General features: G+C 71.4%; 28 protein-coding genes and 1 pseudogene. 17 read left to right on the forward strand and 12 right to left on the reverse strand.

Going from position 1 to position 26,631, the window contains the following annotated elements:
• From aroC to QCN29_RS12610, 3 genes are all read left to right on the forward strand, one after another.
• On the forward strand, nucleotides 1-622 hold a 622-nt coding region (gene aroC / locus QCN29_RS12600; protein WP_279927946.1), incomplete at its 5' end, for a chorismate synthase.
• 152 nt (nucleotides 623-774) lie between these two features.
• Nucleotides 775-1,395, forward strand: coding sequence for an NAD(P)H:quinone oxidoreductase (wrbA, locus tag QCN29_RS12605; protein ID WP_279927947.1), 621 nt, complete (start codon nucleotides 775-777; stop codon nucleotides 1,393-1,395).
• A 96-nt stretch (nucleotides 1,396-1,491) separates the two neighbouring features.
• Nucleotides 1,492-2,559 carry a DUF6081 family protein gene (locus QCN29_RS12610; RefSeq protein ID WP_279927948.1) on the forward strand — a complete coding sequence of 356 codons (1,068 nt, stop codon included), beginning with the start codon at nucleotides 1,492-1,494 and terminating at the stop codon, nucleotides 2,557-2,559.
• A gap of 275 nt (nucleotides 2,560-2,834) precedes the next feature.
• Here the strand turns inward: QCN29_RS12610 and QCN29_RS37330 are convergent, their stop codons facing one another.
• The 3 genes from QCN29_RS37330 to QCN29_RS12625 form a co-directional block, all read right to left on the reverse strand.
• Entirely contained in the window at nucleotides 2,835-3,164 is a 330-nt protein-coding gene (locus QCN29_RS37330) for a transposase (protein ID WP_450169261.1), read from the reverse strand.
• On the reverse strand, nucleotides 3,106-3,498 hold the full coding sequence (locus QCN29_RS12620; RefSeq protein WP_279927949.1) for a peptidoglycan-binding domain-containing protein: 393 nt from the start codon (nucleotides 3,496-3,498) through the stop codon (nucleotides 3,106-3,108). Before QCN29_RS12620 ends, QCN29_RS37330 begins: the two co-directional genes overlap by 59 nt.
• A 408-nt stretch (nucleotides 3,499-3,906) precedes the next feature.
• Complete coding sequence (locus QCN29_RS12625) at nucleotides 3,907-4,215, reverse strand: hypothetical protein (protein ID WP_279927950.1); 309 nt, start codon at nucleotides 4,213-4,215, stop codon at nucleotides 3,907-3,909.
• Nucleotides 4,216-5,016: 801 nt separating this feature from the next.
• On the opposite strand from QCN29_RS12625, the gene QCN29_RS12630 reads away from it, so the two are divergent.
• Nucleotides 5,017-5,955 (forward strand): TauD/TfdA dioxygenase family protein, encoded by a 939-nt coding sequence (locus tag QCN29_RS12630; RefSeq protein WP_279927951.1) that lies wholly within the window; start codon nucleotides 5,017-5,019, stop codon nucleotides 5,953-5,955.
• Between the two features lie 22 nt (nucleotides 5,956-5,977).
• Here QCN29_RS12630 and QCN29_RS37335 read toward each other — a convergent pair.
• Nucleotides 5,978-6,082, reverse strand: a pseudogene (locus tag QCN29_RS37335) (phosphotransferase); the annotation flags it as partial.
• 282 nt (nucleotides 6,083-6,364) lie between these two features.
• Here QCN29_RS37335 and QCN29_RS12640 point away from each other — a divergent pair.
• Nucleotides 6,365-6,721, forward strand: coding sequence for a hypothetical protein (locus QCN29_RS12640; RefSeq protein WP_279927952.1), 357 nt, complete (start codon nucleotides 6,365-6,367; stop codon nucleotides 6,719-6,721).
• Nucleotides 6,718-6,963 carry a type II toxin-antitoxin system RelE family toxin gene (locus QCN29_RS12645; protein ID WP_279927953.1) on the forward strand — a complete coding sequence of 82 codons (246 nt, stop codon included), beginning with the start codon at nucleotides 6,718-6,720 and terminating at the stop codon, nucleotides 6,961-6,963. Before QCN29_RS12640 ends, QCN29_RS12645 begins: the two co-directional genes overlap by 4 nt.
• Before the next feature lie 13 nt (nucleotides 6,964-6,976).
• Here the strand turns inward: QCN29_RS12645 and QCN29_RS12650 are convergent, their stop codons facing one another.
• On the reverse strand, nucleotides 6,977-7,771 hold the full coding sequence (locus QCN29_RS12650) for an MIP/aquaporin family protein (RefSeq protein WP_279927954.1): 795 nt from the start codon (nucleotides 7,769-7,771) through the stop codon (nucleotides 6,977-6,979).
• Here QCN29_RS12650 and QCN29_RS12655 point away from each other — a divergent pair.
• On the forward strand, nucleotides 7,761-7,889 hold the full coding sequence (locus QCN29_RS12655) for a hypothetical protein (RefSeq protein WP_279927955.1): 129 nt from the start codon (nucleotides 7,761-7,763) through the stop codon (nucleotides 7,887-7,889). The genes QCN29_RS12650 and QCN29_RS12655 overlap by 11 nt on opposite strands.
• A gap of 55 nt (nucleotides 7,890-7,944) precedes the next feature.
• Here QCN29_RS12655 and QCN29_RS12660 read toward each other — a convergent pair whose 3' ends face one another.
• Nucleotides 7,945-8,946: a pirin family protein gene (locus QCN29_RS12660; RefSeq protein WP_279927956.1), complete on the reverse strand. Its 1,002-nt coding sequence runs from the start codon at nucleotides 8,944-8,946 to the stop codon at nucleotides 7,945-7,947.
• On the opposite strand from QCN29_RS12660, the gene QCN29_RS12665 reads away from it, so the two are divergent.
• Nucleotides 8,945-9,091, forward strand: a complete 147-nt coding sequence (locus QCN29_RS12665; protein WP_279927957.1) for a hypothetical protein — start codon at nucleotides 8,945-8,947, stop codon at nucleotides 9,089-9,091. The genes QCN29_RS12660 and QCN29_RS12665 overlap by 2 nt on opposite strands.
• A 111-nt stretch (nucleotides 9,092-9,202) precedes the next feature.
• On the opposite strand, the gene QCN29_RS12670 is transcribed toward QCN29_RS12665, so the two are convergent.
• The 5 genes from QCN29_RS12670 to QCN29_RS12690 form a co-directional block, all read right to left on the reverse strand.
• Complete coding sequence (locus QCN29_RS12670; protein WP_279927958.1) at nucleotides 9,203-10,003, reverse strand: hypothetical protein; 801 nt, start codon at nucleotides 10,001-10,003, stop codon at nucleotides 9,203-9,205.
• 85 nt (nucleotides 10,004-10,088) lie between these two features.
• A complete protein-coding gene (locus tag QCN29_RS12675) occupies nucleotides 10,089-10,550 on the reverse strand; it encodes a glycine-rich domain-containing protein (RefSeq protein ID WP_279927959.1) in 462 nt (153 codons plus the stop codon).
• Nucleotides 10,551-10,642: 92 nt separating this feature from the next.
• The gene (locus QCN29_RS12680; RefSeq protein WP_240139740.1) at nucleotides 10,643-10,837 is read right to left on the reverse strand and encodes a hypothetical protein; all 195 of its coding nucleotides are present in this window, start codon (nucleotides 10,835-10,837) and stop codon (nucleotides 10,643-10,645) included.
• Entirely contained in the window at nucleotides 10,834-11,274 is a 441-nt protein-coding gene (locus QCN29_RS12685) for a hypothetical protein (protein WP_279927960.1), read from the reverse strand. Before QCN29_RS12685 ends, QCN29_RS12680 begins: the two co-directional genes overlap by 4 nt.
• 56 nt (nucleotides 11,275-11,330) lie before the next feature.
• On the reverse strand, nucleotides 11,331-12,560 hold the full coding sequence (locus QCN29_RS12690; RefSeq protein ID WP_279927962.1) for a helix-turn-helix domain-containing protein: 1,230 nt from the start codon (nucleotides 12,558-12,560) through the stop codon (nucleotides 11,331-11,333).
• Nucleotides 12,561-13,068: 508 nt separating this feature from the next.
• On the opposite strand from QCN29_RS12690, the gene asnB reads away from it, so the two are divergent.
• The 7 genes from asnB (at nucleotide 13,069) to QCN29_RS12725 (ending at nucleotide 23,026) form a co-directional block, all read left to right on the forward strand.
• Nucleotides 13,069-14,925 carry an asparagine synthase (glutamine-hydrolyzing) gene (gene asnB / locus QCN29_RS12695; protein ID WP_279927963.1) on the forward strand — a complete coding sequence of 619 codons (1,857 nt, stop codon included), beginning with the start codon at nucleotides 13,069-13,071 and terminating at the stop codon, nucleotides 14,923-14,925.
• 141 nt (nucleotides 14,926-15,066) lie between these two features.
• On the forward strand, nucleotides 15,067-15,786 hold the full coding sequence (locus tag QCN29_RS12700) for a DsbA family oxidoreductase (protein WP_240139736.1): 720 nt from the start codon (nucleotides 15,067-15,069) through the stop codon (nucleotides 15,784-15,786).
• 156 nt (nucleotides 15,787-15,942) lie between these two features.
• Entirely contained in the window at nucleotides 15,943-16,713 is a 771-nt protein-coding gene (locus QCN29_RS12705) for an SDR family NAD(P)-dependent oxidoreductase (RefSeq protein ID WP_279927964.1), read from the forward strand.
• A 192-nt stretch (nucleotides 16,714-16,905) separates the two neighbouring features.
• Nucleotides 16,906-18,153 (forward strand): 2,3-diaminopropionate biosynthesis protein SbnA, encoded by a 1,248-nt coding sequence (gene sbnA, locus QCN29_RS12710; RefSeq protein ID WP_318036708.1) that lies wholly within the window; start codon nucleotides 16,906-16,908, stop codon nucleotides 18,151-18,153.
• Nucleotides 18,153-19,160 carry a 2,3-diaminopropionate biosynthesis protein SbnB gene (gene sbnB / locus QCN29_RS12715; protein ID WP_279927965.1) on the forward strand — a complete coding sequence of 336 codons (1,008 nt, stop codon included), beginning with the start codon at nucleotides 18,153-18,155 and terminating at the stop codon, nucleotides 19,158-19,160. The genes sbnA and sbnB overlap by 1 nt, the downstream gene beginning before the upstream one ends.
• Nucleotides 19,161-19,163: 3 nt before the next feature.
• Entirely contained in the window at nucleotides 19,164-21,491 is a 2,328-nt protein-coding gene (locus QCN29_RS12720; RefSeq protein ID WP_279927966.1) for an FAD/NAD(P)-binding protein, read from the forward strand.
• Entirely contained in the window at nucleotides 21,488-23,026 is a 1,539-nt protein-coding gene (locus tag QCN29_RS12725; RefSeq protein WP_279927967.1) for an L-lactate permease, read from the forward strand. Before QCN29_RS12720 ends, QCN29_RS12725 begins: the two co-directional genes overlap by 4 nt.
• Nucleotides 23,027-23,332: 306 nt before the next feature.
• On the opposite strand, the gene QCN29_RS12730 is transcribed toward QCN29_RS12725, so the two are convergent.
• The gene (locus QCN29_RS12730) at nucleotides 23,333-24,268 is read right to left on the reverse strand and encodes a DUF3027 domain-containing protein (protein WP_279927968.1); all 936 of its coding nucleotides are present in this window, start codon (nucleotides 24,266-24,268) and stop codon (nucleotides 23,333-23,335) included.
• Nucleotides 24,269-24,610: 342 nt separating this feature from the next.
• Here QCN29_RS12730 and QCN29_RS12735 point away from each other — a divergent pair, with 342 nt between their 5' ends.
• Nucleotides 24,611-25,972, forward strand: a complete 1,362-nt coding sequence (locus QCN29_RS12735) for an MFS transporter (protein ID WP_240139730.1) — start codon at nucleotides 24,611-24,613, stop codon at nucleotides 25,970-25,972.
• Nucleotides 25,973-26,138: 166 nt separating this feature from the next.
• Nucleotides 26,139-26,627 (forward strand): DUF2771 domain-containing protein, encoded by a 489-nt coding sequence (locus QCN29_RS12740; RefSeq protein ID WP_279927969.1) that lies wholly within the window; start codon nucleotides 26,139-26,141, stop codon nucleotides 26,625-26,627.
• The last annotated feature ends 4 nt before the right edge of the window (nucleotides 26,628-26,631 follow it).

Below are 26,631 nucleotides of genomic sequence, written 5' to 3' on the forward strand. Positions count from 1 at the left end.
GGAGAGGCTGGATGCGGATCCGGTGCGCTGTCTGGATGCGGACGCCTCGAAGGCGATGGTCGCGGAGATCGATCAGGCGCACAAGGACGGTGACACGCTCGGCGGTGTGGTGGAGGTGCTGGCGTACGGGGTGCCGGTGGGGCTTGGGTCGCATGTGCACTGGGACCGTCGTCTGGACGCCCGGCTTGCGGCGGCTTTGATGGGCATCCAGGCCATCAAGGGTGTGGAGGTCGGCGATGGCTTCGGTCTTGCGCGGGTGCCCGGTTCCAAGGCCCATGACGAGATCGTCCGGACGGGGGAGGGCATCAAGCGGACCTCGGGTCGTTCGGGCGGCACGGAGGGGGGTTTGACGACCGGCGAGCTGCTGCGTGTGCGGGCGGCGATGAAGCCGATCGCGACGGTGCCGCGGGCGTTGAGGACGGTGGATGTGGCCACGGGTGAGGCGGCTGCCGCGCATCATCAGCGGTCCGATGTGTGTGCTGTGCCGGCGGCCGGGATCGTGGCCGAGGCGATGGTCGCGCTGGTCCTCGCGGACGCGGTGGCGGAGAAGTTCGGCGGCGACAGCGTGGCCGAGACCCGCCGCAACGTCCGGTCCTACCTCGACAACCTTCCGCACGACTGAACCGGCCTCGTAGGCCTGAACCGGCCTCGTACGCCTGAACCGGCCTCGTACGCCCCGCAGTTGACATAGTCCGCCGCCGCCGATTGCCCGCCGTTCCCCGCACCCCCCAAGGTGAGGGTCATTCCACGCGCTGATGAGGGAGCCAGCCAGCCATGACCAATGTCGCCGTCATCTACTACTCCTCCACCGGAAACGTCTACGAGATGGCCAAGGCCGCGGCCGCCTCGGCGGAGAAGGCCGGAGCCGACGAGGTGCGTCTGCTCAAGGTCGCCGAACTGGCCCCCGCGTCGGTCGTCGCCACCAACGAGCCCTGGGCCGCGCACGCCGCCGCCACCCAGGACATCCCCGAGGCCACCCTGGCCGACCTGGAGTGGGCGGACGTCCTGCTCTTTGGCACGCCCACCCGCTACGGCCTGCCGGCCGCGCAGCTCAAGCAGTTCATCGACACCACCGGCGGCCTCTGGTTCCAGGGCAAGCTGATCAACAAGGTGGTGTCGTCGTTCGTCTCGACGTCCACCACGCACGGCGGCCAGGAGTCCACCGTGCTGGCCCTGAACAACACCTTCTACCACTGGGGCGCGATCATCGTGCCGCCCGGCTTCGCCGACCCGGTCCAGTTCGCCGAGGCCAACGGCAACCCGTACGGCGCGAGCAGCGTCTCCGGCAACAACCCGAGCAACGTGGCCGAGGACAACCTGGCGTCGGTCGAGTTCCAGGCCCGCCGCGCCGTGGAGATCGGGTCCGCGCTGAAGCGGGGTTTCGAGGCGGCCTGAGCAGCCGTCGCCGTGACGTGAAGGGGCCGGGGCCTGCGTAATAGGCCCCGGCCCCTTCCTCCTGTCCGTCCACCTCCAGAGAGCGAGACGAGAGAGATGCACCGCAGAACGCTTCTGCGCGGAGCCGCGGCACTGGGCGCGGCGGCCGCCGCCGCGACGATCCCCGCCGCGGCGTCACACGCCGCCGGCTCCCCCGCCTACGACCTCGTCTGGGACGACTTCCGCTCGGGCTTCACCACGGGCGGGCCGGACGCCAAGTGGACCCTCACCCCGACCGGTTCGCTCCCCGGAGGCGACGGCGTCCCGACGACGTCGGCCGCCGGTCTGCGGGTCGTGCCGACCGGTGTGAACCCCCGCACCGGCGCCCCCGCCTTCGTCTCCACGACCGCCCAGGAGGGCGACGGCGGCGCGGGCGCGTACGACCACCTCAAGTGGTACGCGGTCGCCGACCACACCTCCTCGGCGGGCTTCCAGGGCTTCGACGCCGTCCCCGGCCAGGTGCTCACCTGCTCAACCACCCTGTCCGTCCGCACCCACGGCACGGAACAGCACCCGTTCGGCTTCCTCGCCCGCAACCCTGACACCGATCTGCGCCTCGCCGCCGGCGGGCTGTCCCTCATCGACTTCGAGACCGGCATGGTCTTCGACTTCTTCGTCACCAACGGCCGCATCCACGCCTTCTACGAGCGTCTGCACTCCCCCGGCGCGACCTACGCGGCCTTCTCCTACGCCCTCCCGGTCGCCGACCGCCGCCCGTGGCACACCCACGACCTGGCCATCTCCTACAACCGCTCGGCCGGCACGGTCGCCTGGACGGTCGACGGCCGCGAGGTCCTCCGCGTCGACCGCATCGGCCGCCTCCCCGCCGACCGCACCCACCTGATCCTCGACCACGGCGGCACCCCGGAAACCGTCGCCCCCCGCCAACTCGCCTGCGCACTGGGCACCTTCACCCTCCTGGACGCCGAGGAGCCCGGCTCCCGCGCCCCCGGCGGCGGCCTGGTCCGCCTGAGCGACCACGACGCCTTCTACTTTGACCCGGACCGCGGCGCCCCGCACCGCCAGTGGTTCGCCGACGACCACAGCCGCCCGGAGAACCGCCTGTGGGGCCAGGGCGCGGAGCTGAACGTAAGGCGGGTGGGGGTCTCGTCCCTGCCGAGCTGACGCCGCCGACACGCCAGGCTGCCGTCAGTGGACACAGCAGGGCCGGGCCTCGGGTTCCCGAGGCCCGGCCCCTCACGGTTACTACTGCTTCCCGTCTCGGCGCATGCGCCTCAGATCTCGCCTGAAGGCACGTGCTCCATCGCGGAGATTGATGTACTCAAGGGCAGCAGAAGCAACTCGCGTCAGCCCCTTCAGTACACGGAGCAACAGATCGACGAGATCACTCATGAACTCCCCCAGCGTCAGGGGCACGTGCCACTCGCCCCTCGGCACCTCTATCGATCAAGGCACTTCAGCCTGTCGTCAATCTCCCGAGCCGTTCGGAAGTGCAGCTCGGCATCGTCGGGATGGGCGGCAAGCCAGTCACGGACCTTCCGCGAGCGGTGGGCGGAGTGCCCGTCGACCACGAGATGGACCTTGTGGTCGAAGTGGCCGGCGATCCGCTCCAGGAAGCAGCACATCACCTCGGCGGTGAAGCTCTCGGTGAAGACCATGAAGTGTATCCGGCCCGGCGGGGTGGTGCCCGGAGGCGGTTGCTGTTGGGTGTCAGCTACAGGTGGGGACGTTAGCGACGGTGTAGGACACGTAGTACGCCGCGCCCTCATAGTAGGCGTAGTACCGGCCCTGGGAGTCACGGTAGATCGGGCCACGGGTGTACTTGTCGCCCCGGTACTGGATGTAACCGCGACTGCTGTTCCAGTACAGCTTGTCGTCTGCCTTGCCCCAGGTGTTGGGGCCGACGATGCCGTCGGCGACCAGGCCGTGGTCGCGCTGCCATGCCTTGGTAGCGGCCTCCGTTTTCGGCCCGAACCAGCAATCCTGGCTCCCGGCTTCGAGATACCCGTCCGAGTACAGGATCTGCTGCCACCACCCGGCGAGGTTGCTGTGGTTGTAGCTGGTGGTGGACAGCAGGCCCTCATCGCCCCAGTCGTTGGTCACAGCTCCAGAGCCATCCAGGTAGCCACTGGATACGCTGGCGTTCGCGGGCGAAGCAGTCACGGCGCTGGCGAGTACGACGGCAGCGACGGCTATGCCGACCTTGATGCGAGAGTGCACAATGTTCCCTTCTTGGCGATCAGCCCCGCTGGTCCGGCGGGGCATGGTGCTCATACCCACACTTACCTCGGTCCGCCCCAGGTTCGGGGTGGCTGGGGAAATGCGGGAATACCACCCCTGCGAACTGCAAAGATGCGCCTTTCCCTGGGATTTCATGGGACGCGATTTCCGCCGGATGCGCCTGGGCCCCGGCAACCGGCCCATCACGCCCATGGCCACCGACTGAGCGGGGTCCGCCCTGCCACACATTCAGGTGACGAGAAATCACCTAAACACTCTCACACCGCCCTCTCAGTGGTCCCTGGCAACCTCGTCAGGGCCGGTCTGGATGCTGACGACCCACACCGCGCCGGAATCCGCCGTTATCGTCAACCGCCCTGCGCGTTCCTCTGCGAGGACAATCTGGTGGAGGTTGTTCTTCCGGCACAGGTTGCCGATCGATGCGCCCATGACATCCGTGGTGACCACAGCGTCCGGATCAGCGGCCTGGCAGCGCAGCCCGATCCACAGCGCTCCAGGCGGCGCACTGAACTCCTCAGAGGTCCACGTACGCTCCGACGTGGGCCCGCGCGCGACGACTTCGCGCGCACCGTCCTGCACGTCAGGGGCGATCAGTTCCGGTGTAGAGACCCTGGTCTCAGTTGGAGACACGGATGCAGAAGGGGCCACGTCGTCGCCCCGACCGCCACCCATGCATCCGGTCACGCACATCATGGACACGGCCGTGCACACGATGCTCCGCCATGACACGGGCTTGATCCCCAGAATCTGCCCCCTCCGACACCCCACGACTCCGTCCCGAACTGGGCCCTCTTGGGCCGTCGACAGCAGATCACGGCTGACCAGCTCACAACAATCCAGATCAAGCCACTCTGAGGACGGAACATGTCGAAGTACCGTCCGGGGCGGACACGCTCCAACTGGGCCGTCCTTCCGCCAGGGCGGGCGAGCCGTCCGGGATGCAGCCTTTGGTCGCAGCGGCCGCCTGGGGTCGTGCGGGTGCTCAGCGGCGCGGCGCCACTCGTGCGCCGCCTCGCCACTACATCCCCGGGTTCGCCCGCTCCGAGCGGCTCGCCTCGCTCCAGTGCAGTGCCCGATTGACAGGACAATCCCCGGCTCACACAATCGTCGCCATGACCGAATGCCGCTACGACACCACGACGGGGCCTCTGCGCGTCCCGGATCGGGACGGGTGCGAGCGCTCGGGTCGCTAGCCGGGTCGCCGTCGGGCCGTGTGCTCGATGGGCGCCGCGGGTCGGGTTGTGCCGGTCACTCCATTCCATGACCGGATCAGGCGGAGCAGCACGTCTCCGGAGTCCTTCGTTCACTGCGTCGCTTGAGGGCACACGTCTCACACCGCCCGTCGTCCGACGCCAGACAACGCGAACGAGGAGAGACCCCATGACCGTCATCAATGCCGGACCGCCCACGACGCTGCGCCACGCGCGCGTACCCGAGGACGGGATGTACGAAGGGCCCCGCACACTGCGGCGGCTGCCCGAGGGGTGGCAGGAGCGGCCGTACGAGCTGTTCGAGGTGGTGCCGCAGGGATGCACGATCGGGGCCGAAGTGCGGGGTGTGGACCTGGGGCGACCGCTCGGGGACGCGCTGCGCGAGGAGCTGAACCGGGCGCTGCTGGAGTGGAAGGTGCTCTTCTTCCGCGGGCAGCACCTCACCTCCGCGCAGCAGCGGGCCTTCGCCCGCAACTGGGGGGAGCTGGAGACCAATCCGCTGCTCGCCAGCGGCTCCACCGACGACGTCGTCCGCTTTGACAAGGGCAGCGGGTCCGTGCCGACCTTCGAGAACGTCTGGCACGCCGATGTCACCTTCCGCGAGCGGCCGGCGCTCGGCGCGGTGCTCCAGCTGCGCGAGACGCCGCCGCTCGGCGGGGACACGATGTGGGCGGACATGGCCGCCGCGTACGACAACCTCCCGCAGGAGGTGAAGGACCGCGTCGACGGCGCGAGCGCCGTCCATGACTACATACCCGGGTTCGCCCGCTTCTACGGTCCCGAGCGGCTCGCCCCGCTCCAGGACGTCTTCCCGCCCGTGGAGCACCCGGTGGTGCGCACCCACCCGGAGACGGGGCGGCGGATGCTGTTCGTCAACACGTCCTTCACCACCCGGATCACGGGCATGGAGCGCGAGGAGAGCGACCGGCTGCTGCGCTTCCTCTTCCAGCAGGCGCATGTCCCGGAGTACCAGGTGCGGTTCCGCTGGCAGGCCGGGGACGTCGCCTTCTGGGACAACCGCGCCACGCAGCACTACGCGGTGAACGACTACGGCTCGCACCGACGCGTGGCCGAACGCGTCGCCATCGCCGGCGACCGGCCTTTCTGAAGGCCGGCTCTGGGGGAGGGCTTCAGCTCTCCCCCAGCGCCGCGCGGATCACATGACGGGCGTTGTGCACCGTCGCCGGGTTCGTGTTCCGGTTGTACGGCAGCGCGATCAGCGCCTGGGAAAAGGTTCCGTATACAGGGTCCGAAGCCGCGAGGTGCGGTGGTCGCGGCTATGTGCAGCCTTTCCGATCGAGCACCCGCGCGCCCGGATTCCGCGTAGTAATCTGGCGTCTCTGTCCCCATTTGCGTTCACCGACACGGGACAGGCCCGGTCGCCCTCGGCACCTTCTCGTTCCGTTCCACGCGACTGTGCGTCAGTCCTCGCCGGATTCGTTCCAGGGGAGCGGATCACTGTCACGGTCCAGGCCGTGACATCAGTGACCAGTGCAGGCAGGAAGGCAGGCCGCCTGATGAGCAGCAGCACGACCGACCACTGGGCAGAGGCGTGTAGCGCCGCCCGCGACGAATCGGGTTACACCGGTCCTGATGTCCCGTTCACCCCGGACGGGGTCGGACGGGCCCTCACCAAGGAGCGCCGGACCGAGTTCTACAACGCACTCGCGCGGGTCTCCGGCGGAGAGCACTTCGACGGTCTGATGTTCCTCTGGTGGCCCCGGGCGCTGATCGCCTCCGCTCGGCCGGGTGAAGAGGACGCTGCCATGGACTACGCCGATCTCGCACTGGCGCACTACGTCAAGGCCAAGCCCCAGCCGAAGAAGACCTACACCCACGCAGAGGCCATGGAGGAGCTGGGGCTCGCCCGGTGAAGCACACCGTCATCTGGGAGACGTCCGCTCTCAGGACACTCAAGGACCTCAAAGCCGAAGACCCCGACGGCGCGCGCACCGTGCGGAGGGCGGTCGATCGCCTTGCCTTCGAACCGTTTCCGCCAGGCAGCAACAAAGTCAGCGCCAGCACATACCGGTTACGCACCGGGCCCTACCGGATCACTTATCAGGTCGACGGCGCAACCGTGTCCGTCACCATCCTGATGGTCGGCAGTCTTTGAACACTCGTCGCCCTCACCGGCTCACCGGGGCCGCGTCCTCAGGCGCCGCCGCCGTGGCGGCCGGCTCGGCCTGGCGTACGGACGCCGACGGCCGCAGCGCCGCCGAGATGCCCGCCGCCAGCACCGCGCCCACGACCGGCGCGGCCAGATACACCCACAGCAGATCCGTACGGCCGGACAGCAGGGCCGGGCCGAGCTGGCGGGCCGGGTTGACGCCGCCGCCCGAGAGGGGGCCGAAGAAGTAGATGACCGCGGCGACCGAGGCGCCGATCAGGAGGGGGAGGCGGGCGGCCAGTCGCGGGCGGGCGATGGCGATGGCGACGATCAGCATGATGGCCGTCATACAGCCCGCCTCCGCGAGGAACACCGCGCCGGTGTGCCAGTCAGGGGACGGCGCGAGGGCTGCGTAGCCGATCTGGGAGGCCCCCTCGCCCCACACCAGTCGGGCCAGGGCCACACCGGCGAGGGAGCCGGTCAGCTGGGCGGCGACGAAGGGGGCGACGGCGCGGCCGGGGAAGACGCGCAGCAGCCAGAGGGCCAGGGTGACCGCCGGGTTGAGGTGGCCGGCGGTGCCCCGGCGCATGGCCGGGCCGAGGACCGTGGTGACGATCGCGCCGACCATCAGCGCCATCGCCGCCAGTCGGCTCTCCGGGGTGGAGAGCACGGACGACAGCGGGGAGTCGGGCAGAGCCGTCCAGCGGGCCGCGGTGACCACGGCGAAGAGTGTGCCGGTCGTGAGTGCGCACTCGTACAGGGCCGTGCGGAGGCGCAGGGGGCGCGTCTCAGGAGTGTCGGGCGTGGCACGCACGGTGGACGTGGCGGACGCGGCGGGTGTGGTGGGCGTGGCACGCGCGGTGGACGCGGCGGGTGTGGCGGGCGCGGTGGCAGGTCCGGTGGTGGGCGTTCCGGGGCTCGTACGACGGTGAGTGCGGCGATGAGTGCGGCGGGTCCCCGGTGTGTCGGTCGTCATGGCGTCCCCCGTCAGTCCGCCGTCGGCGCGCCGCCGCCGTCCGGCACGTCCGCATGCTCCGCCGGGACCGTGCCGAGGCGGCCGGAGCGGTAGTCCTCGACCGCCTGGGCGATCTCGTCGCGGGTGTTCATCACGAACGGCCCGTACCGGGCGATCGGTTCGCGGATCGGCCGGCCACCGAAGATCAGGAGGTCGAAGTCGTCCGCCGGGCCTTCCTGCCGCGCGGCCGCGGTCACGCCGAGCGCGCCGCCCTCCTCGCCGAACAGGGCGAGCTGGCCCTCCCGCAGCCCGCGGTTCTCCGGGCCCGCCGTGCCCTGGCCGCCGAAGGCGTAGGCGAGGGCGTTGAAGCCGGCGGGCCAGGGCAGTTCGAGGCGGGCGCCGGGGCTGAGGGTGGCGTGGACGAGGATGATGGGGGTGGCCGTCGCGCCCGGACCCCGGTGGCCGTCGAGTTCGCCCGCGATCAGCCGGATCAGCGCGCCGCCGTCCGCGGAGCTGAGCAGGGTCAGCTTGTCGCCGCGGATGTCCTGGTAGCGGGGCGGGTTCCACTTGTCGGCGGCCGGAAGGTTGACCCACAGCTGGAAGGAGTGCATGACGCCGCCGCGGGCGAGCATCTCCTCGGTGGGCATCTCGTCGTGCAGAATGCCGGACCCCGCGGTCATCCACTGGGTGTCGCCGCCTTCGATGATCCCGCCGCCGCCGTTGGAGTCCTGGTGTGCAACCGCGCCGTCCAGGACGTAGGAGACGGTCTCGAAGCCGCGGTGCGGATGCCAGGGCGCGCCCTTGGCGTCGCCGGGGGCGTAGTCGACGGCCCCGACGTGGTCGAGCATCAGGAACGGGTCGGTGTGCCGGGGGGCGATCGGCCCGGGGAAGGCGCGGCGGATGGGGAAGCCGGCCCCCTCGAAGCCCGGCTCCGCGGTGATGACGCCCCGCACCCGCCGCTCGGCGGTCAGCGCGGGGTCCGGGCGGCGCACCCGCTTCAGCAGGAGCAGGTCGTCGACGGTGACGGCGGGCATGGCACGTCCTTCCCTCTCGGTGTACGCGCAGGAACAGTGCGGGCTGCGCGCGGCGCCGGGCAAGGGCGGCCGGAACACTTCGTCAACTGCCAGGCGGCTGGTGCCGGACGACCCGCCGGGAGGCGTCGGGCTCGCCCGCAGATGAACGAAGTCACGGGGGTGACCCCTACCCCTGGTGCTGGCCTTCGGTTACCCTTCCGTCTCAACAACTCTGCTCCTGCGTGACGTCCTGCCTGATTTCAGGCAGTATCGACGGTCACCTGATGAGATCGCGATGCGCGGCCCAGGACCGAGCGGCGGCCGTCAAAGCGGCGCGGTGCGGTAGCGGGTCGGCCCTTTCCCTGCTCTCCCAGAGAGCGTGCAGGGCATGCGCGAAGGTGCTGACAGCAGTTGGAGCAGCAGCTCGATACGCCGGAACTTCGCGGGCGACCTCTTCAGCCTGCTCGGGGGTGTGCCCGGCATGGACGAGCCGCACCACCGTGAACCCGGTGTCGGCCCAGTTCGGCCCAGGGCAGGCGAGTGCCCAGTCCAAGAGTCGGATGCCGTCGGCGGTAGCGAGCATGTTCAACGCCGAAACGTCCGAGTGCACCAGGGCCCCGCCTTCAAGGTCGGGCGTGCGGTCGGCGGGGAAGAAACCGGCCCACCGCACATGAAGCGGCTTCTTTCGGACCGCCTCGGGCCACGGGACAGCCGACATGGCGGTGAGCGTGTCGACCAGCGGGGCAAGGTCGGGCGAGCCGGGGGCGAGGTCGGGGTGGTGGCCGTCGATGAACTCGTAGCCAATAAGCAGCCACCCGCCCGCCTCGACCTGCCAGAGCACGTGGGGAGCTCGCGGCGCGCACCGAGTGACCCGAGCCTCGTAGTCGTACATCCATGCCGCCTCGTCATCGAGCCGGGTTCCCTTGACGAACAAGCGTCCCGAGGCGGTGTGCAGGGTGCAGGCAAGGCGGGACATCACCCCGTTCCCCGCGGTATCCGCGTGCTCTACGGGCCCGGTGTGCTTCTCGACAGCCTCTCGGGCTGCGGGCGGGAGCTCCTGCCATGCGGTGCGATCCACCCGCGATCTCTCCTCGTGCAGAACGGAAGCCAACCCCCGCCTCGGCCACAGCGTGGCACAAGACGGGGACCGGCCGCAGGGTGTGTCAGACGTGCTTGGGGCTGTTGTGGCAGTTGGCGTGGCACTGTGAGCAGTCAGCGATGTCCAGCTCGGGCCAGAACTCCATGTCGACGATGAATCCTGCCGCGGCGATGGCGTCGACAGTGCGGGCGCGCAAGGCCTTGCCGCCGCCGTGTTCCTCCTTGTCGAGGAAGCCCGGCTGATGGTGGACGAACTTCCCGAGCGTCTGCGTGCAGAACTCCTGATATGCCTTGGTGTGGAGCAGGAAGGCGTGCCAGAAGTCATCGACTAGGGGCGACGGGCTGAACGGCGCATCGCTGCGGGCGCCGACGGCAAGGAAGGCGAGCATCTGCCCGATGCCCCGGTGCGCCGTGTTCTGGGTCATGTCGGGGAACTTGGCGCGCATGTTGGCTGCGAGGGTTTCCCGCAGGTCAGCGCTGAGCAGTGTCCGCGCGTCGGTCGCGGGACGTTCGTGTACGACGGTCACGGTCCTTGCCTCCTTGATTTGGTGGTGCGTCGAAACGTGCGTGGTGCACCCCGCCCGCCTGGGCTGTCCGTCATCCGGGCAGGCGGGGAGTTCTAGGCCGCCGGAGACCCTGCGGCGTCGGGAACGGTGAGCGTGGGGCCTATGGCGTCCTGGTCGCCGAGCTCGCTGTCAACGGCTGCGGCGACACTGACGAAGCCGGCGACCGTGCCTGCGGCCCACAGCCAGCTCAGGAAGAGACCGAGAGGGTCACTTGTCGTGGCGCGCGGCCTGGCATGGCGGGCGCTCACGCTTCGCACTCTCGGGCTTCCTCGCGGAGTTTGATGATCCATGCGACCTGGCAGGCGTAGAGCTCCAGTTGGTCGGGCGTGATGACGAGGACCGCCTCACTTGTACCGCCGTCCTCGTAGTGCACGACAACGGGCATGGCACCCTGCTGCGCACGGTGGTCGTAGAACACATCCCGCTTAGCGGGAGTGATGTGCGTGACCTGCGCCGGGACCGGTCGCAGCGTTGTGCCGTCGGCGGGGGCGGACCACTCGTCGCCACCGCCGGGCGGGCGCAGGTGGTAAGTCGTCGTCCCTGTGCGGGGCAGGGCGACCACGACCCCGATCCGCCCATTGCGGGCGGTGTCACGGGCGAGGTCACCGAGCCGCGGATAGAACGGGGCTGCTGTGCCTAACTCGGCACTTTGGGACGGGAGATGAGGAGTCGCTCGTCCTGTCATGCCCTTGAAGCTAGAAGCGCGTCAGGGGCTCAATATGAATCGGAGGAATACGACCCTTATCCGTCCAGGTGGAAGCGGTCGGACATGCGCCGCAGCTTCTCGCGCGTCGCGGCGCGCTCGGCGTAGACGATGCTGCGCAGCGTTGACCGGGCGATGGGGTGATTGCGTACGAGTTGGGGGGCGATCCGCTCGGCGGTCTCCAGTTCGGCAAGGGCGAGGTCGCGGCTTCCGTCCCACAGCCATGCCCGGGCGAGGTCCATGTGGTGGTGTCCCTGGCGCGAGTTGGGCAGGCTGGCGACTACTTCGGGACTTGTACGCCGGTTTATGGCCAGGGCCTTGGTCTGGTCGCCCGCTTCCAGAGCAACGCTGATCGCGTGGATCTGCACGTTGCCGGAGGAGAACGTCACCGAGTGGCGGTCGTAGACCGGCGGGCCCTGGTAGTTGTTCATGCGCGCGGCGGCGTCGCGCGCGTGGCCGATGCGGTCCTCGGCTTCCGAGGTCCGATTGCCGCGCGCTGCGGCGACCGCGGCACGGAGTTGCAGCGAGCCCCACATGCGCAGGGCGAGCGGCTCACCGCGGTCGTAGTCGTCCTGAATGCCGGCGAGCGCCTTGTCCGACAGGGTCTGGGAATCGGCCCAATCTGCCGTGGTCCACATGTCCCACACGCGCATCCAGTCGGCGAGCGCGGGCATGACGGGGTCGCCTGACAGTCGGGCGGACCATGCGGCTCGCTCGGCCGCCATCGCGATCAGCTCGGGGTGTCCGAGCGCGTGCGCGGCAGTGTGCGCGAACTTGCAGGCGACCGCGTAAACCGCGTATGCCTCCTCACGCTCGTGGCCGTTGGCGACCTCTGCCAGGGCGCGGGCCTCGCGCAACAGGTCGGGCAGGACGCGCAGGATCGCGACATTGGACGCCATGTCGCGCAAGCGGTGCAGCCGGGTCAGCTCCCGCCACAGCTCGCCGGAGGGGCGTGGGGTGCCGTCGAATACGGGCGTGAGGTCGTAGCGGCGCAGCTCGCGCAGGATCGACGCGGCGGCGACCTGCCACTGATTCTCGCTCGGGCTGCTGGTGTACGGGCGCCCGATCAGATCGTTGGGGTGAACGTGCAGCTCGGCGGCGAGCAGGTTGAGCAAACCCACGCGGTCGATCTCGATGAGGCCGCGCTCCATCTTCGACACCCAGCCCTGAGTCTTGCCCAGGGCTGCGGCGAGGTCGGCCTGCGGCATCCCGAGCCGGAGTCGAGCCCGGCGAGCGCGGCGGCCGATCTCCTCGGCTTCTTCCAACATCAGTGCCTCCCCCACGTGGTGGCGGGACGGCGGTGCTCAGGCGATCGGCAGGGCATCACGGCTCCATCCGTTCGGGCTCATCCTTCAGAACGGTACCCACGCCTACGGTCTGGTGTGGAGCGAGTACGCCCCGCCAGCCGTCGGACGGCGCACCTTCGTGTGGGGCTCGGCGTCTGACGCGCGGCATACGCGCTGCTCGGGCCCGCAATACGGGGCGATCTGACACGCGCGGATGTCGGGCACGACACCCGCCGGGCACGCACCCATCGCCCACGCGTTGCGGTAGGCCCCCTCAAGCGGGGAGTTCGTCAGGTACTGCTCACACCCGGCGACTTCAGGAAGTACGGGCCACTTGACGAAGTGCGGGGAACGGCGTGGACCCCTCTGTCGCGGTGGCCGGAAAGTTGCCACGAACCGGCCGAGATCGACCCGGCCAGCGCGGCCGGCCTACTTGGACTTCGAACGTCGTCCCATGCCCCACGGCCCTATCGAGAGGAACCGGTGACACATGTGCGGCCTTGCCGGATGGGTTAGCCACCAGCGCGATCTGACCGCGTACGAGGACATGGCTGAGGCCATGACCCACACCATGGAATGCCGGGGCCCGGACGCCTGGGGGCTGTGGACCTCGCCCCACGCGATCCTCGGGCACCGTCGGCTCGCGATCATCGACCTCGAGGGCGGTAAGCAGCCGATGGCGGCCGCCGAGGACGACTCGCTGCCGGTCATCACCTACACGGGCGAGGTCTACAACTTCCGCGAGCTGCGCGAGGAGCTCGAGGGCCTCGGCCACCAGTTCCGCACGACGTCCGACACCGAGGTCGTGCTGCGCGCCTACGTCGAGTGGGGGGAGCACTTCGCGGAGCGCCTCAACGGCATCTACGCCTTCGCCATCTGGGACCCGCGCACCGAGGAACTGCTGCTGGTCCGCGACCGGATGGGCGTCAAGCCGCTCTACTACTACCCGACCGCGGACGGCGGCCTGCTGTTCGCCTCCGAGCCGAAGGGCATCCTGGCCCACGAGGACGCCGAGGCCGTCGTCGACGCCGACGGCCTGCGGGAGGTCTTCAGCATTGTGAAGACCCCGGGGCACGCGGTGTTCCGCGGCATGCACGAGGTGCTGCCCGCGACCGTGATGCGCTTCGGCCGCGAGGGGCTGATCAGCAGCCGCAGGTACTGGGAGCTTACGGCCCGTCCGCACACCGACGACCTGGACGCGACCGTCGCCCACGTCCGCGAGCTGCTGGAGGACATCGTCGAGCGGCAGCTCGTCGCGGACGTCACCGTCGGCACCCTGCTCTCCGGCGGCCTGGACTCCAGCGCGGTGACGGCGCTGGCAGCGAAGGCGCTCGCCAAGCAGGGCGTGGAGCAGCCCATCCGGGCGTTCTCCGTGGACTTCAAGGGCCACGAGGAGCGCTTTGAGTCCAACGTCCAGTGGGAGGACCCCGACACCCCGTTCGCCGTCGAGGTGGCGAAGCACGTCGGCGCCGAGCACATCATCGTCGAGCTGGACAACGCCGACATCCTCGACGACGAGGTCCGTGAGACCGTGCTGCGCGCCCAGGACCTGCCGGTGTCCACGGGCGACATGGAGTACTCGCTGCTCATCCTGTGCCGGGCGCTGAAGGAGCGGATGACGGTCGCGCTGTCCGGCGAGGCCGCGGACGAGCTGTTCGGCGGCTACACCTGGTTCCACGACAAGGAGGCCGTGGAGAACGGCTCCTTCCCGTGGCACCACCCCTTCGAGAAGGCCGGCGGCATCGGCGCGCTGCGCACCGTCGGGCTGTGGGACCGGCTGGGGCTCGACGAGTACGTCAAGGAGCGCTACGCGCAGGCGCTGGAGGAGGTGCCCCGGCTGGCCGACGAGAGCGGTCTGGAGGCGCGGATGCGTGAGGTCACGTATCTCAACCTCACCCGCTGGGAGAACTTCCTGCTGGACCGCAAGGACCGCATCAGCATGGCCGTCAGCCTCGAGGTGCGGGTGCCGTTCACCGACCACCGTCTCGTCGAGTACGTCTACAACACGCCGTGGGCGATGAAGACCTTCGACGGCCGGGAGAAGAGCCTGCTGCGCGCCGCCATGCGGGGCGTGCTGCCGGACTCGGTGCTGGACCGCAAGAAGAACCCGTACCCCTCGACGCAGGACCGGAAGTACGAACTGGCGCTGCGGGAGCGGGTGGAGGCGCTGCTCACCGAGGGCGCCCCGGTGCTGCAGATCGTGTCGGAGGAGGAGGTCCGCCGGCTGCTGGACGTGCCGGAGGGCTCGTACAACGTCGGCGGCCCCTGGAGCGCCCGCGCCGTGCTGGAGCGGCTGATCGAGTTCAACGCCTGGGTCACCTTCTACGGCGTCCGGGTCGAGCTGTAGCCGATCCGGACGGCAGGCGAACCGCCGAGTCGGGCCGCAGGCGAACCGCAGACGGCACACGCCCTGCGAACGCCCGGCCGCCCTGCTTCGGGCGGCCGGGCGCGCGCCCCTTTCCACCAGCCTTCCTGAGGAGATACCGAGATGACGGGCCCTTCCGGCAATGACAACGTTGATGTGCTCACCGTCTGGTCGGACATCGGCTGCCCCTGGGCCAGCCTCGCCCTGCACACTCTGCACACCGCGGCCGAGCGGCGCGGGCAGACGCTGCTGCTCGACCACCACGCCTTCCCGCTGGAGCTGTTCAACCGGCAGCCCACCCCGAAGTTCATCGTCGACCCCGAAGTGATCGTGATCGCCGCCTGCCGCCCGGAGCTGGGCTGGCGGCTGTGGCAGGGAAAGGAGTCGGAGTACCCCGTCACCACCCTGCCCGCGCTGGAGGCCGTGCAGGCCGCCAAGGACCCGGCGGTCGGCGGGCTGGCGGCGAGCGGTGAGCTGGACCGTGCGCTGCGCCGCGCCTTCTACGCCGAGAGCCGGTGCATCAGCGTCCACTCGGTGATCCTGGACATCGCCGAGGAGTGCACGCACGTCGACGCCGGGGCGCTTTCGAAGGCGCTGGCCCGCGGGGCCGGGCGGGCCGAGGTGTACGAGCAGTGGCGTACGGCGCAGGGCCCGGACGTCCAGGGCAGCCCGCACTTCTTCACCGCCGACGGCTATGCCGCGCACAACCCGGGCGCTCGCTTCGAGTGGACGGGCGACCCGAACGAGGGCGGGCTGCCGCGGCTGCACGCGTACGACACGGACTGGGCGGACGAGCTGCTCGACAAGCTGGTCGCCGCCGCCGGCCGCATCTCCGAGGCATGACGCGCCCCCCGCATCCTCGCACCCCCCACATCCCTCACACCCCTTGCATCCCTCGCACCTCTCACACCCCTTGCATCCCTCGCATCCCTCGCTTCACCTACATCACCCGCATCTCCATGGAACTTGGCAGCACTTCAGAGAAGAAGAGGTAGTTCTATGTCGGCACGATCGATACGGCCGCCGAAGCAGCGGTTCGCCGGCAAGGTCGCCCTCGTCGCCGGAGCCGGCGACGGCATCTGCCGGGCCACCGCGCTGGCTTTCGCCCAGGAGGGCGCCACCGTCATGCTCGCCGGCCCCGAGTCCGAGGACCTCGGCGGCACCGTGAAGCTGATCCGCGACGCGGGCGGCGAGGCGGACCATGTCGTCGTGGACCTGACCGACGGCGGCTCGGCGGCGGCCCGCGCCATGGTCCGGGCGGCCGAGGAGCGCTTTGGCGCGATCGACATCGCCTTCAACAACGCCACCGTCACCGGGCCGAACCGGAACGTCGCCGACATCTGCGAGACGGTCTGGGCCGAGACGCTGGCGGCGAACCTCACCGGGGTGTGGATGGCGATGAAACACGAGCTGGCCCATATGGAGCGCAACGGCAGCGGAGTGATCGTCAACACCGCCTGCAACATGGCCACCACCGGCAAGCTGACCGGCATGGGCGCGTACGCGGCGTCCAAGGCCGCGCTGTCCACGCTGACCCGCACGGCCGCCAACGAGTACGCCCCCAAGGGCATCCGCATCAACGCCATCAGCCCCGGCCCGGCGCATGAGCCGAACCCCGCCGCCATCGACCCCAGCCCCTCCCCCGTGACGCCGCTGGGGCGCGGCGCGAGCACCGAGGAGGTGGCCGAGACCGTCGTCTGGCTCTGCTCGGACGAGGCCGCGTTCGTCGTCGGGCACGACCTCGTCCTCGACAAGCGCTCCGCCGCCTGAGGCGACGCGACGGGGCCAGGGGGCGGTGATCGCCGCACGCATCGGGCGCACCCCGCGCGCCCGACCTACCGGTGGTGACTGCCGCCCCCGCACCAGGCGGGCCTCCCATGCGGCATCGGTCGGGTGCGGCCGCCGAGCACCCCCGGGGGTCCCGCATGGACACGCACATCGACAGCACGGAGGAGACACCCCGTGATCTACCGGTACGCCCATGACGTCGTCCTGGACGACATCTTCCTGGACCTCGACGGGTTCATCCCCGGCGTCGAACTGCTCCTGAAGGTCGAGGGCCTCAACCCGGCGGGCTCGATCAAACTGAAGGCCGCGGTCGGCCTGCTGGACGACGCGGAAAGGCGCGGGCTGCTCCGCCCGGGAGGATCGGTCATCGAGTCCTCCTCGGGCAATCTCGGCATCGCGCTCAGCTCGGTGTGCGCGGCCCGCGGCTACCGTTTCACCTGCGTCGTCGACCCCAACACCCCGCGGCAGAGCATCGCGCTGATGGAGGCGTACGGCGCGCAGGCAGTGATCGTGCGCGAGCGCGACGCCAACGGCGGCTATCTGCAGACCCGCATCGACTACATCCAGCGGCGGCTGCGCGACGATCCCGCGCTGGTCTGGCCCAACCAGTACGCCAACCCGGCCAATCCGCGCGCCCACTACGAGCGTACGGCCGCCGCCATCGCCCGGCAGGTGAACGGGGTCGACTGCCTCTTCGTCGGCGCCGGCACCACCGGCACGCTCATGGGCTGCGCCCGGTACTTCCGCAAGCACTCGCCGGGGACCCGGATCGTGGCCGTCGACTCCGTGGGGTCGGTGACCTTCGGCACCCCGCCCGGCAAGCGGCACATACCGGGTCTGGGCGCCAGCCGCCGGCCGGAGATCTTCGACCGGGGGCTGGTGGACGCGTTCGTCCAGGTCCCGGAGGCCGACGCGGTGCGGATGTGCCGCCGGATCACCGCCGAGCGCGGGCTCGCCGTCGGCGGATCGACCGGCACGGTCCTGGCGGCCGTCGAGCGGCAGCGCGAGGAGATCCCGGCCGGCGCACGGGTCGTGGCGATCTCCCCCGACCTCGGGGACCGCTATCTCAACACGGTCTACGACGACCTGTGGGTCTTCGAGCGGTTCGGCGACCTCGACGGGTCCAACGGGTCCAACGGGTCCGACGGGTTCAACAGGTTCGACGGGTCGGACGGGTTCGGCGGGACCGACGGGTTCGGCGAAGGCCCTGAGGCAGACGGTCCGGCGCTCGACGGCGGCCGGGGTCCCGGCCATGACCGGGGCAGCCAACCGGGCAGCCACCGGGACGGCCACCACGACAGGGTCCCGGCCGCCGCGGGGGACCGGGCCCCCGGCCGGGGCGAGCCGCCCGTGCTGGCGGGCGCGACGCCGTCCGCCGCCACCCCTCACACCTCTTCTGCGAACTCCCCGAAAGGCACCTGATGTTCGAGTTCAGCGTCGTCGGCGGCACAGCCGCCCGCGACATCATCGGCCGCACCCGGCAGCAGATCGTCGAGGAGGTCCGTGAGACGTATCTGACCCACCACGCCGGCGACTCGGTGAACCCCAACAGCTACTTCCTGCGCTTCCCCGACAAGCCGGACAGCCGCATCATCGCCCTGCCCGCCTATCTCGGCGGCAAGCACGACGTCGCCGGCGTCAAATGGATCAGCAGCTTCCCCGCGAACATCGAGAGCGGCGTCCCGCGCGCTTCGGCCGCGCTGCTGCTCAACGACTACGCCACCGGCTACCCCTTCGCCTGCCTGGAGGCCTCCCAGATCAGCGCGGCCCGCACCGCCGCCTCCGCCGTGCTGGCGGCCGAGGAGCTGACCGGCGGCCGCACCGCCCGCCGTCTCGCCGTCGTCGGCGCCGGAGTGATCGCCCGTAACATCCTGGAGTTCTTCACCGCGCAGGAGTGGTCCTTCGGCGAGGTCGTCGTCCACGACCGCAGCGAGGAGTACGGGGCCGCCTTCACCAGGTACATCGACGGCGAACTGGGCCACGCCGCCCGCTTCGAGACCGGGCTGCGCGCCGCTCTGGACGGATCGGACCTGATCGTCCTGGCGACCACCGCCGGCGAACCGTACATCCTGGACCCGCGGACCTTCACCGCGGGGCAGACGGTGCTCAACATATCCCTGCGGGACATCGCCCCCGAGATCGTCAAGGACGCGCAGAACATCCTCGACGACATCGACCACTGCATGACGGCGAACACCTCCCCGCATCTGGCCGAGCAGAAGTACGGGCACCGGGACTTCATCGCCGGCACCCTCGCCGAGGTGATGCGCGGCGAGCTCAAGGCCGACCCCGCACGCCCGGTGGTCTTCTCGCCGTTCGGTCTCGGCGTGCTCGACCTCGCGGTCGGCGCGCATGTGCTGCGCCACGCCCGCGAGTCGGGCGAAGCGGTGGAGGTCGACGACTTCTTCGGCGAAACCAGGCGGTGGTGACGTATGTCCGCCGCTTCCTCCGCCGCTTCCTCTTCCTCCGCCGCTTCCTCTTCCTCCGCCGCTTCCTCTTCCTCCGCCGCGCCCTCCTCCACCTCCGCGTCGCCGCCGCTCGGCGCGGTCGTCGTCGGGCTGGGCTCACGGGGTCTCGGCGTCCTCGAACGCATCGTCACCCTGACCTCCCGCCCCCACTGGCGGCAGCGCCCCTTCGCCCTCGACCTCGTCGACCCGCGCGCCGACGGCACGGGCCTGCACGACCCCGAACAGCCCGACCATCTGCTCCTCAACACCGTGGCCTGCCAGGTCTCGCCGTTTCCCGAGGAGACCACCGTCGGCGACACGGTCGGCGACCGCGGGCCGAACCTCTACGAGTGGGTCCGCGCCCGCGGACTGCGGCTCGCCGACGACGGCCGCACCCTCGGCCCGGTCGGGCGCGAGATCCGCCCCGACGACTATCTGCCGCGCCGCATCCTCGGCGAGTACCTCACCTGGTACCTGCGCCGGACTCTGCGCCGCGCCCCCGCGCACCTGGACGTCCGCCTCCACCGGGCCACCGCCGTCGCCCTCGCGGACGCCCCCGGCGGCGCCCGCGCCGTCACTCTGGACGACGGCACGGTGCTGCGCCGCCCGTTCGTCTTCCTCACCACCGGACACACCCCGGACACGGAGTCGTCGCAAGGGGCCGTCCGGCCCGGCGGGCCGCACCACGAGGCGGCCGCGCTCGCGGGCGCCGCCTCACCGGCCGCGGCCGCGCAGGCAGACGCCCACACCGGGCACACCCCGCATGCCACGCCCCAGGACACGGCACCCCAGGCCACCGCCGCAACCGGTCCGGACACCCGGAAAGCCGCCCACACCGGGCACACCCCGCATGCCACGCCCCAGGACACGGCACCCCAGGCCGCCACCGCGACCGTTCCGGACACCCGGAAAGCCGCCCACACCGGGCACACCCCACCCGGCCGGAGGCCCCACCGCGGGCATCGGCGGATCGCCGACATCTACCCGCCCGCCCGGAAGTTCGCCGACGTCGCGCCGGGGCAGACCATCGCGCTCGCCGGCACCGGTCTGTCCGGCATGGACGCCCTCGCCTCGCTCACCGTCGGCCGCGGCGGCCGCTACACCGCCGACGGCGGAGTGCGCCGCTATGTGCCCAGCGGCGACGAACCCCGCATCCTGCTGTTCTCCAGGACCGGGCTGCCCTTCCGCGCCCGGCCTCGGCTGCACCGTCCCGGAGGCGCGTTCGAGCCGCTGGTCTTCCACCAGGCGGGTGTGGACCGGCTGCGCTCCGCCGCGCCGAGCGGGCAGCTCAGCCTGTACGGGGACGTCCTGCCGCTGCTCTGCGCCGAGATGCGTGTCGCCTACCACCGCCGCTGCGCCCTGCTGGCGGGCGGCCCCGAGGCGGGACGCCGGACCACCGGCCGGCTGCGCGCCGCGGTCGCCGACGGCTCCCTCGGCCGGGAGCTGGACGAACTGGACGCACAACACGCCGACCGCTTCGGCGTGTTCGACCCGTACGCCGCGCTGTTCCCCGACATCGCGGAGACGGCCGACAGCGGCGTCTACCGGGACTGGTACCGGGAGCGGCTCGTCGACGACCTGATCGAGGCGCGCCTCGGGCTGTCCGGCTCCCCGCTGAAGTCCGCCCTGGAAGTGCTGCGCGACCAGCGTGAAGTGATGCGCTACGCGGTCGACTTCGGCGGACTCGACGAGAAGTCCCACGAGGAGTTCTACGGCCGCTTCACCTCCGTGCTCAACCGGTCGGTGACCGGTCCGCAGCGCGAGCGCCACGAGGAGCTGCTCGCGCTGCTGGACGCCGGCGTCGTCGCCGTGCCCTTCGGGCCGGGGCCGCGCACCGCCTGGGACGAGGAGGCAGGCGTCTGGCGCATCACGTCCACGGCGCTGGCGGAGCCGTACGGCGAGACCGCCGACTGGCTGGCGCTCGCGACCTCCGGCCAGCCGGACGTGGAGCGCACCGGCAGCGCCCTGCTGGCGGGCATGCTCGCCGCCGGGCGCATCCGCCGGCACCGTCCGGAGGCGCCCAGCAGCCGGGGCGTCGACATCACCCCGGGCCAGCACCCGGTCGCCGCCGACGGCACGGCCGACGAACGCGTGTGGGTCCTCGGCCCGCTGTGCGAGGGCGCGACCTTCTACAACCACTATGTGCCGTCCCCGGGCGGGGTGAACCGCGCCCTCCTCGACGCGCACTGCTGTGTCACCGCGATGCTCGACGCGGCCGCCCGCACCGCGTCGCGGGCCGCCGCCATACCCTCCATGAGCCCGACAGCCCAGCACGACGAACGGCCCCTGGCCGAAGCGGAGGCAGCCCGGTGAACGCGGCACTCGCCACACTTCCCATCCTGGTCACCCTCGGCCTGCTCGCCGCGCGGGTGAAGGCCCTGTACGCGGCCCTCGCCGCGCTCGTCACGGCGGCCGTGCTCACCGCGCTGGCCTTCCGCACGCCGCTCGGCGAACTCGCCGGCTCAGGGCTGCATATGCTGCCCACGGCCGTGGAACTGGCCGCGATCCTCTTCGGCGGCATCCTGCTGAGCGAGCTGATGAGCCGGACGGGTGCGCAGCGGCGGCTGGGCGACTGGATCGGCGGGGCGTGCAGGACGCCGGGGCGCGCCGTGCTGCTGGTGCTGCTCGGTGTGACGCCGTTCGCCGAGTCGCTCACCGGCTTCGGCATCGGCGTCATCGTCGCCATCCCCCTGCTGCGGCAGCTCGGACTGCCCCCGGCGAAGGCGGCCGTCGTGGGTCTGCTGGGCCTGGTCACCGTGCCGTGGGGGTCGCTGGCCCCGGGCAGTCTGGTGGCCGCCCAACTCGGCGGGGTCGGCTTCCAGGAACTGGGCGTCTACTCGGCGCTGCTGTCCGCGCCGGTCTTCGCCATCTGCGCGGCGGCGGCGCTGGCCGTGGCATACGGGGTGCGGGGCGCGCTGTCCCTGGCGGCCGACTGGCTGCTGGCCGTGGGCACGCTGTGGACCGTCGTATGGGCCGTCAACGCCTTCGTCGGCGTGCCGCTCGCCGGTGTGCTGGGCGGCCTTGCGGTGATCGCGGTGCTGCTGCTGGCCTCTCGGGCCCAGGACGGCCCCCGGCAGGCGGCGGAGCCGATCGCCCGCACTCTCGCCCCGTACGGCTTCCTGGTCGCCGGGCTCCTCGCCGGGCGGGCGGCGCTGGCCGCGGCGAGTGTGGAGGAGGGCTGGTGGGCGGTCCTGGCGGGCCCCGCCGGCTGGCTGCTGCTGACCGTGGCGCTGACCCCGCGGCTGCTCGGCGCGCGGGACTCCGTGCTGGGCGCCGCCGTGCGGGAGACGCTGGGCCGGTGGTGGCTGGTGACCGTGACGACCGTCGTCTTCCTGGCGCTCGGCACTCTGCTGACCGCGTCCGGGATGAGCCGCGCCATCGCGGAGGCGGCGGCCGGTCTGGGCCCCGCGTATCTCGTTCTCGCACCGTGGATCGGCGCGGCAGGCGGCTTCCTGGCCGGCTCCAACACCGGGGCCAACGCGATGTTCGCGGCCAGTCAGGGCGCGACGGCTCAGGTCCTCGGCTATCCGGCGGTCCAACTGGTCGCGGTCCAGAACGTCAGCGCCGCGCTGGCCTCCGGGGCGGCCGTCGCCCGCGTGGTACTGGCGGCCCAGCTCGCCCAGAGCGCGCCCGGCCCGCGCGATGAGGCCGGCGGCGCGTACGGGGAGTCCGCCGGTACGGGTTCGGGTACGGGCGCGGTGCTGGTCCAGGCCCCCGCGGCGGCGACCGCGTCGGCCACGGCTACGGCCACGGCGACCGTGGATCCCAGCCGGGTGCTGCGCACGGTGCTCGGCGTGTACGCGGCGGTGTTCGTCGCACTGGGGGCCATCGCGCTGCTTTGGCGGTGAGCACCGAGGCCGCGGCCCCGCACCTGGCGTCGAGGCGGGGCTCGCGCCGCGTGTTGAGCGCCGCGTCACGGCCGGGGCCGGCCATGGGCACCGGATCGAGCGAGTGCGGATCCGCACACCGCGAATCCGCGGTGTCGTCCTCGGGACAGTCCGGACGGGCGAGCACCGGGCAGGTCCACGCCGTCGGCGCGCGGGTCGACGGCGTGGGCCTGCCCGCGGCCATCTCCTCGGCGATCCGCGAAGGCGCCTCCGGCGGAGCTGGGTTTCGCCCTCAAGCGCCGTACGGGCCGGGTTGAGGAGCCCGCCTCAGGAGTGGCCCAGGTCCTCCGCCGCGGTGTCCGCCTCCGCCGTCACCGAGCCGCTGTCCGGGGCCGGGCGGAGGGGGAACTCGTCCGTGGCCACGGTGTCGTGCACCGGCGGCGGCGGCACCGGCGGCTTCGGCATCACGGCCGCCTCGGAGTGGCCGCCGCACCCGTACGCCAGCGACACGACCCGCCCGTCGGCGGGCGAGAACTCGTTCGCGCAGACCCCGAACGCCTGTCGCAGCGAGCCCGCGATCGGCACCAGGAAACCGCAGGTCACACACTGCGCGGGCGCCGCCTGCGCCATGGGGGTCTTGGCGCCGTAGGACTCGTCCCAGCGGTCGGCCGCGATGTGGAGCCCGTACCGGGACAGCACCCGGGCGCGCCGCATGCCCAGCTCCTCCGCGACCGCGGAGATCGCGCCACGGCCGTCGTCGCCGGTGTCCGACTGGACCGGGGCCCGGCCGGTCAGCTCGGCGTCCTCCTCCTCGACGCGTTCCTCCAGGTCGTGGGAGGGGGCGACGGCCGAGTTCGGCGGCGGCTCGTCCTCACCCGTGTACCCGGGCTCCAGCCGCAGATCGTCCGCCTGCGTCGGCAGCAGATCGCCCGGCCCCAGGTCGCCGGGCCGCAGCCGCTCGCTCCACGGCACCCACTCGGGCGCGAGCAGGGAGTCCGGGCCGGGCAGCAGCACGGTCTCGTCCACCGTGACGACCTTCGCGCGGGATGCCCGCGCCACCGTCACCGCCCAGCGCCAGCCCCGGTACCCGAGCTCCATGCACTCGAAGAAGTGCGTGACGACCCGGTCCCCCTCCGACACGAGGGCCACATGCTCGCCGACCACCCCTGGCGCGGCGGCCTCCTCTGCTGCCGCCCGGGCGAGGTCCACCGCCTCGGCGCACAGACGGTCGGGGGTACGGCTTCGCGTCGTCGCAGCACTCACAGGTCTCGCTTCTCTCCTACGCCGTCTCACGGGTGCGCCGACCGATTCGCGAGTTCGCGAGGGCCCGGGAGGCTTGGGCGGCAGGCGGAGCGGACCAGCGGGCCGCATCGACGTCTGCGCCCAGACCAACCTGTCTCGGGCACACCTATCGTCATCCATTCTGCGGGATGCCGAAGCGGCGCGCGGCCGAGCACAACCGCCGGTGGCGCGCTACGCACGCTACCCCTTTCGCCGCCGCCCGCCCACCTTCCGTCCTCCCCGAAGGCCGACAACGCAAGAACATCCCGCGCCGCGAGCCCCCATCGCGGTTCGCGCAGGCAGGGCTTGGGGCACTATGACGGGGTGGCAGCCGCGAGGTCGTCCAACGCAGCCGGGCCGGGGCCGCTGGGCAGAGCGGCCCGGGCGGTCGGCCGCGCCCTGCATCTGCCGATCACCGGCACGGCCCGCGGAATCCGCCGCGCCACGCACGCGCACGGCGCGGGCGAGTCCGGGCTGGGCAAGCTGATCGAGCTGCACGCCGTCAACGGCGCGGGGGACGTCATGATCACCGTGGCTCTCGCATCCACGGTGTTCTTCTCGGTCCCCACGGACGAGGCGCGCGGGCGCGTCGCGCTGTACCTGGCCATCACACTGGCGCCGTTCGCGCTCCTCGCCCCCGTCATCGGCCCGCTCCTCGACCACATCCCGCACGGCCGCCGCGCGGCGATGGCGGGCGCGATGCTCGCCCGCGCGCTGCTGGCGCTGATGCTCTCCGGCGCGGTGGAGACCGGCGACATCGAGCTGTATCCGGCGGCGCTCGGCGTGCTCGTGTCGTCGAAGGCGTACGGGGTGGTGCGCAGCGCCGTCGTGCCGCGGCTGCTGCCGCCGAAGTTCTCCCTGGTGAAGGCCAACTCAAGGGTGACCCTGGCCGGGCTGCTGGCCACGGGCGCCAGTGCCCCCGTGGCGATCGGGCTGCAGCAGATCGGGCCGGAGTGGCCGCTGTACGGGGCGTTCACGCTCTTCGTCGTGGGGACCTTCCTGGCGTTCACCCTGCCGCACAAGGTCGACTCGGCGAAGGGGGAGCGCAAGGCGCACATGCTGACGCACGGTGAGACGAAGCCGAGCCTTCGCACGGTCGGCCCGTCCGTGCTGCACGGCCTCCAGGCGAACGCCGCGCACCGCGCGCTGTCCGGCTTCCTGATCTTCTTCCTGGCCTTTCTGCTGCGGGTGCACCCGCTGCCCGGCCAGTCCGCGGCGGTCTCCCTCGGCATGGTCGCGGTCGCCGCGGGCGTCGGCAATGCGCTGGGCACGGCGGTCGGGGCATGGCTCCGCGCCCGCGCCCCAGAGTTGATCATCGCCTCCGTGCTGCTGCTGACCCTGACGACGACGATCCTGGCGGCGGCGTTCTTCGGCACGGGGATGGTGGCGGTGCTCGCCGGGGTGGCCGGGCTCTCACAGGCGCTGTCGAAGCTGTCCCTGGACGCGACGATCCAGCGGGACGTGCCGGAGTCGGTGCGGACGTCGGCGTTCGCGCGTTCGGAGACGCTGCTGCAGATGTCGTGGGTGGTGGGCGGTGCGATCGGGATCGCGCTGCCGCTGAACGGGACGGTGGGGATGACGGTCGCGGCGGCGATCGTCGGCGTGGGAGCGGTGGCGGCGGTCCGCGGCCTCCTCTCGGCGGCCCGCCACACCCCATCGCACCACCGCCCCACGCGGGTGGCCTGACCCGGGAGAGCCCAGGGGCCGCGGGCCCCGAACCGGCAACCGCCTGGTGGGACAGGAACCCGCTCGCGGGGCGAAGAGGCCCGTGATCGGGCGGGCGAGTGGGCACGGCCGCGCCGCGCCGGACCCCCGCGTCGCGGATCACTGCTCGCCCGATAGCCTTCGCCCCATGACCGTTGCGTTCTTCTCGGGCAAGCGCCGCCGGGCCGCTGCCGCTCTCGGCGCCGTCTCCGCCGGGCTCCTCACCCTGTCCGCCTGCGACAAGCCGACGCCGCTCGCGACCATGACGGTCGGCTCCAGCTCGGTCTCGTCCGAGGCGACCTGCAAGGGCGACGGCAAGGCGATCCCCACCGACGAGATCGAGGAATGCCTGGCAGACATCGAGTCGGCCAAGACGCTGGGGTACGAGCGCGGCGCGACACTGCGGCTCGGCGTGGAGCCCGAGGTCGTCGAGGACGGCAAGAAGTGGGTCGTGACCCTCGACGGCAACCCGATCACCGAGGCCTCTGACCAGACCTACCGCAGCTTCCCGAACGCCGATGTGTTCAGCACCGGCGGCACGGGCGCCCCGGCGAAGACCAAGACGATCGGGATCATCCAGTTCAACGAGAAGGACCAGCCGCTGTCCATCTGGACGTTCAAGCTGGACCTCGACTGACGCG

Source organism: Streptomyces chengmaiensis (genome assembly GCF_029846775.1).
GTDB lineage: Bacteria > Actinomycetota > Actinomycetes > Streptomycetales > Streptomycetaceae > Streptomyces > Streptomyces chengmaiensis.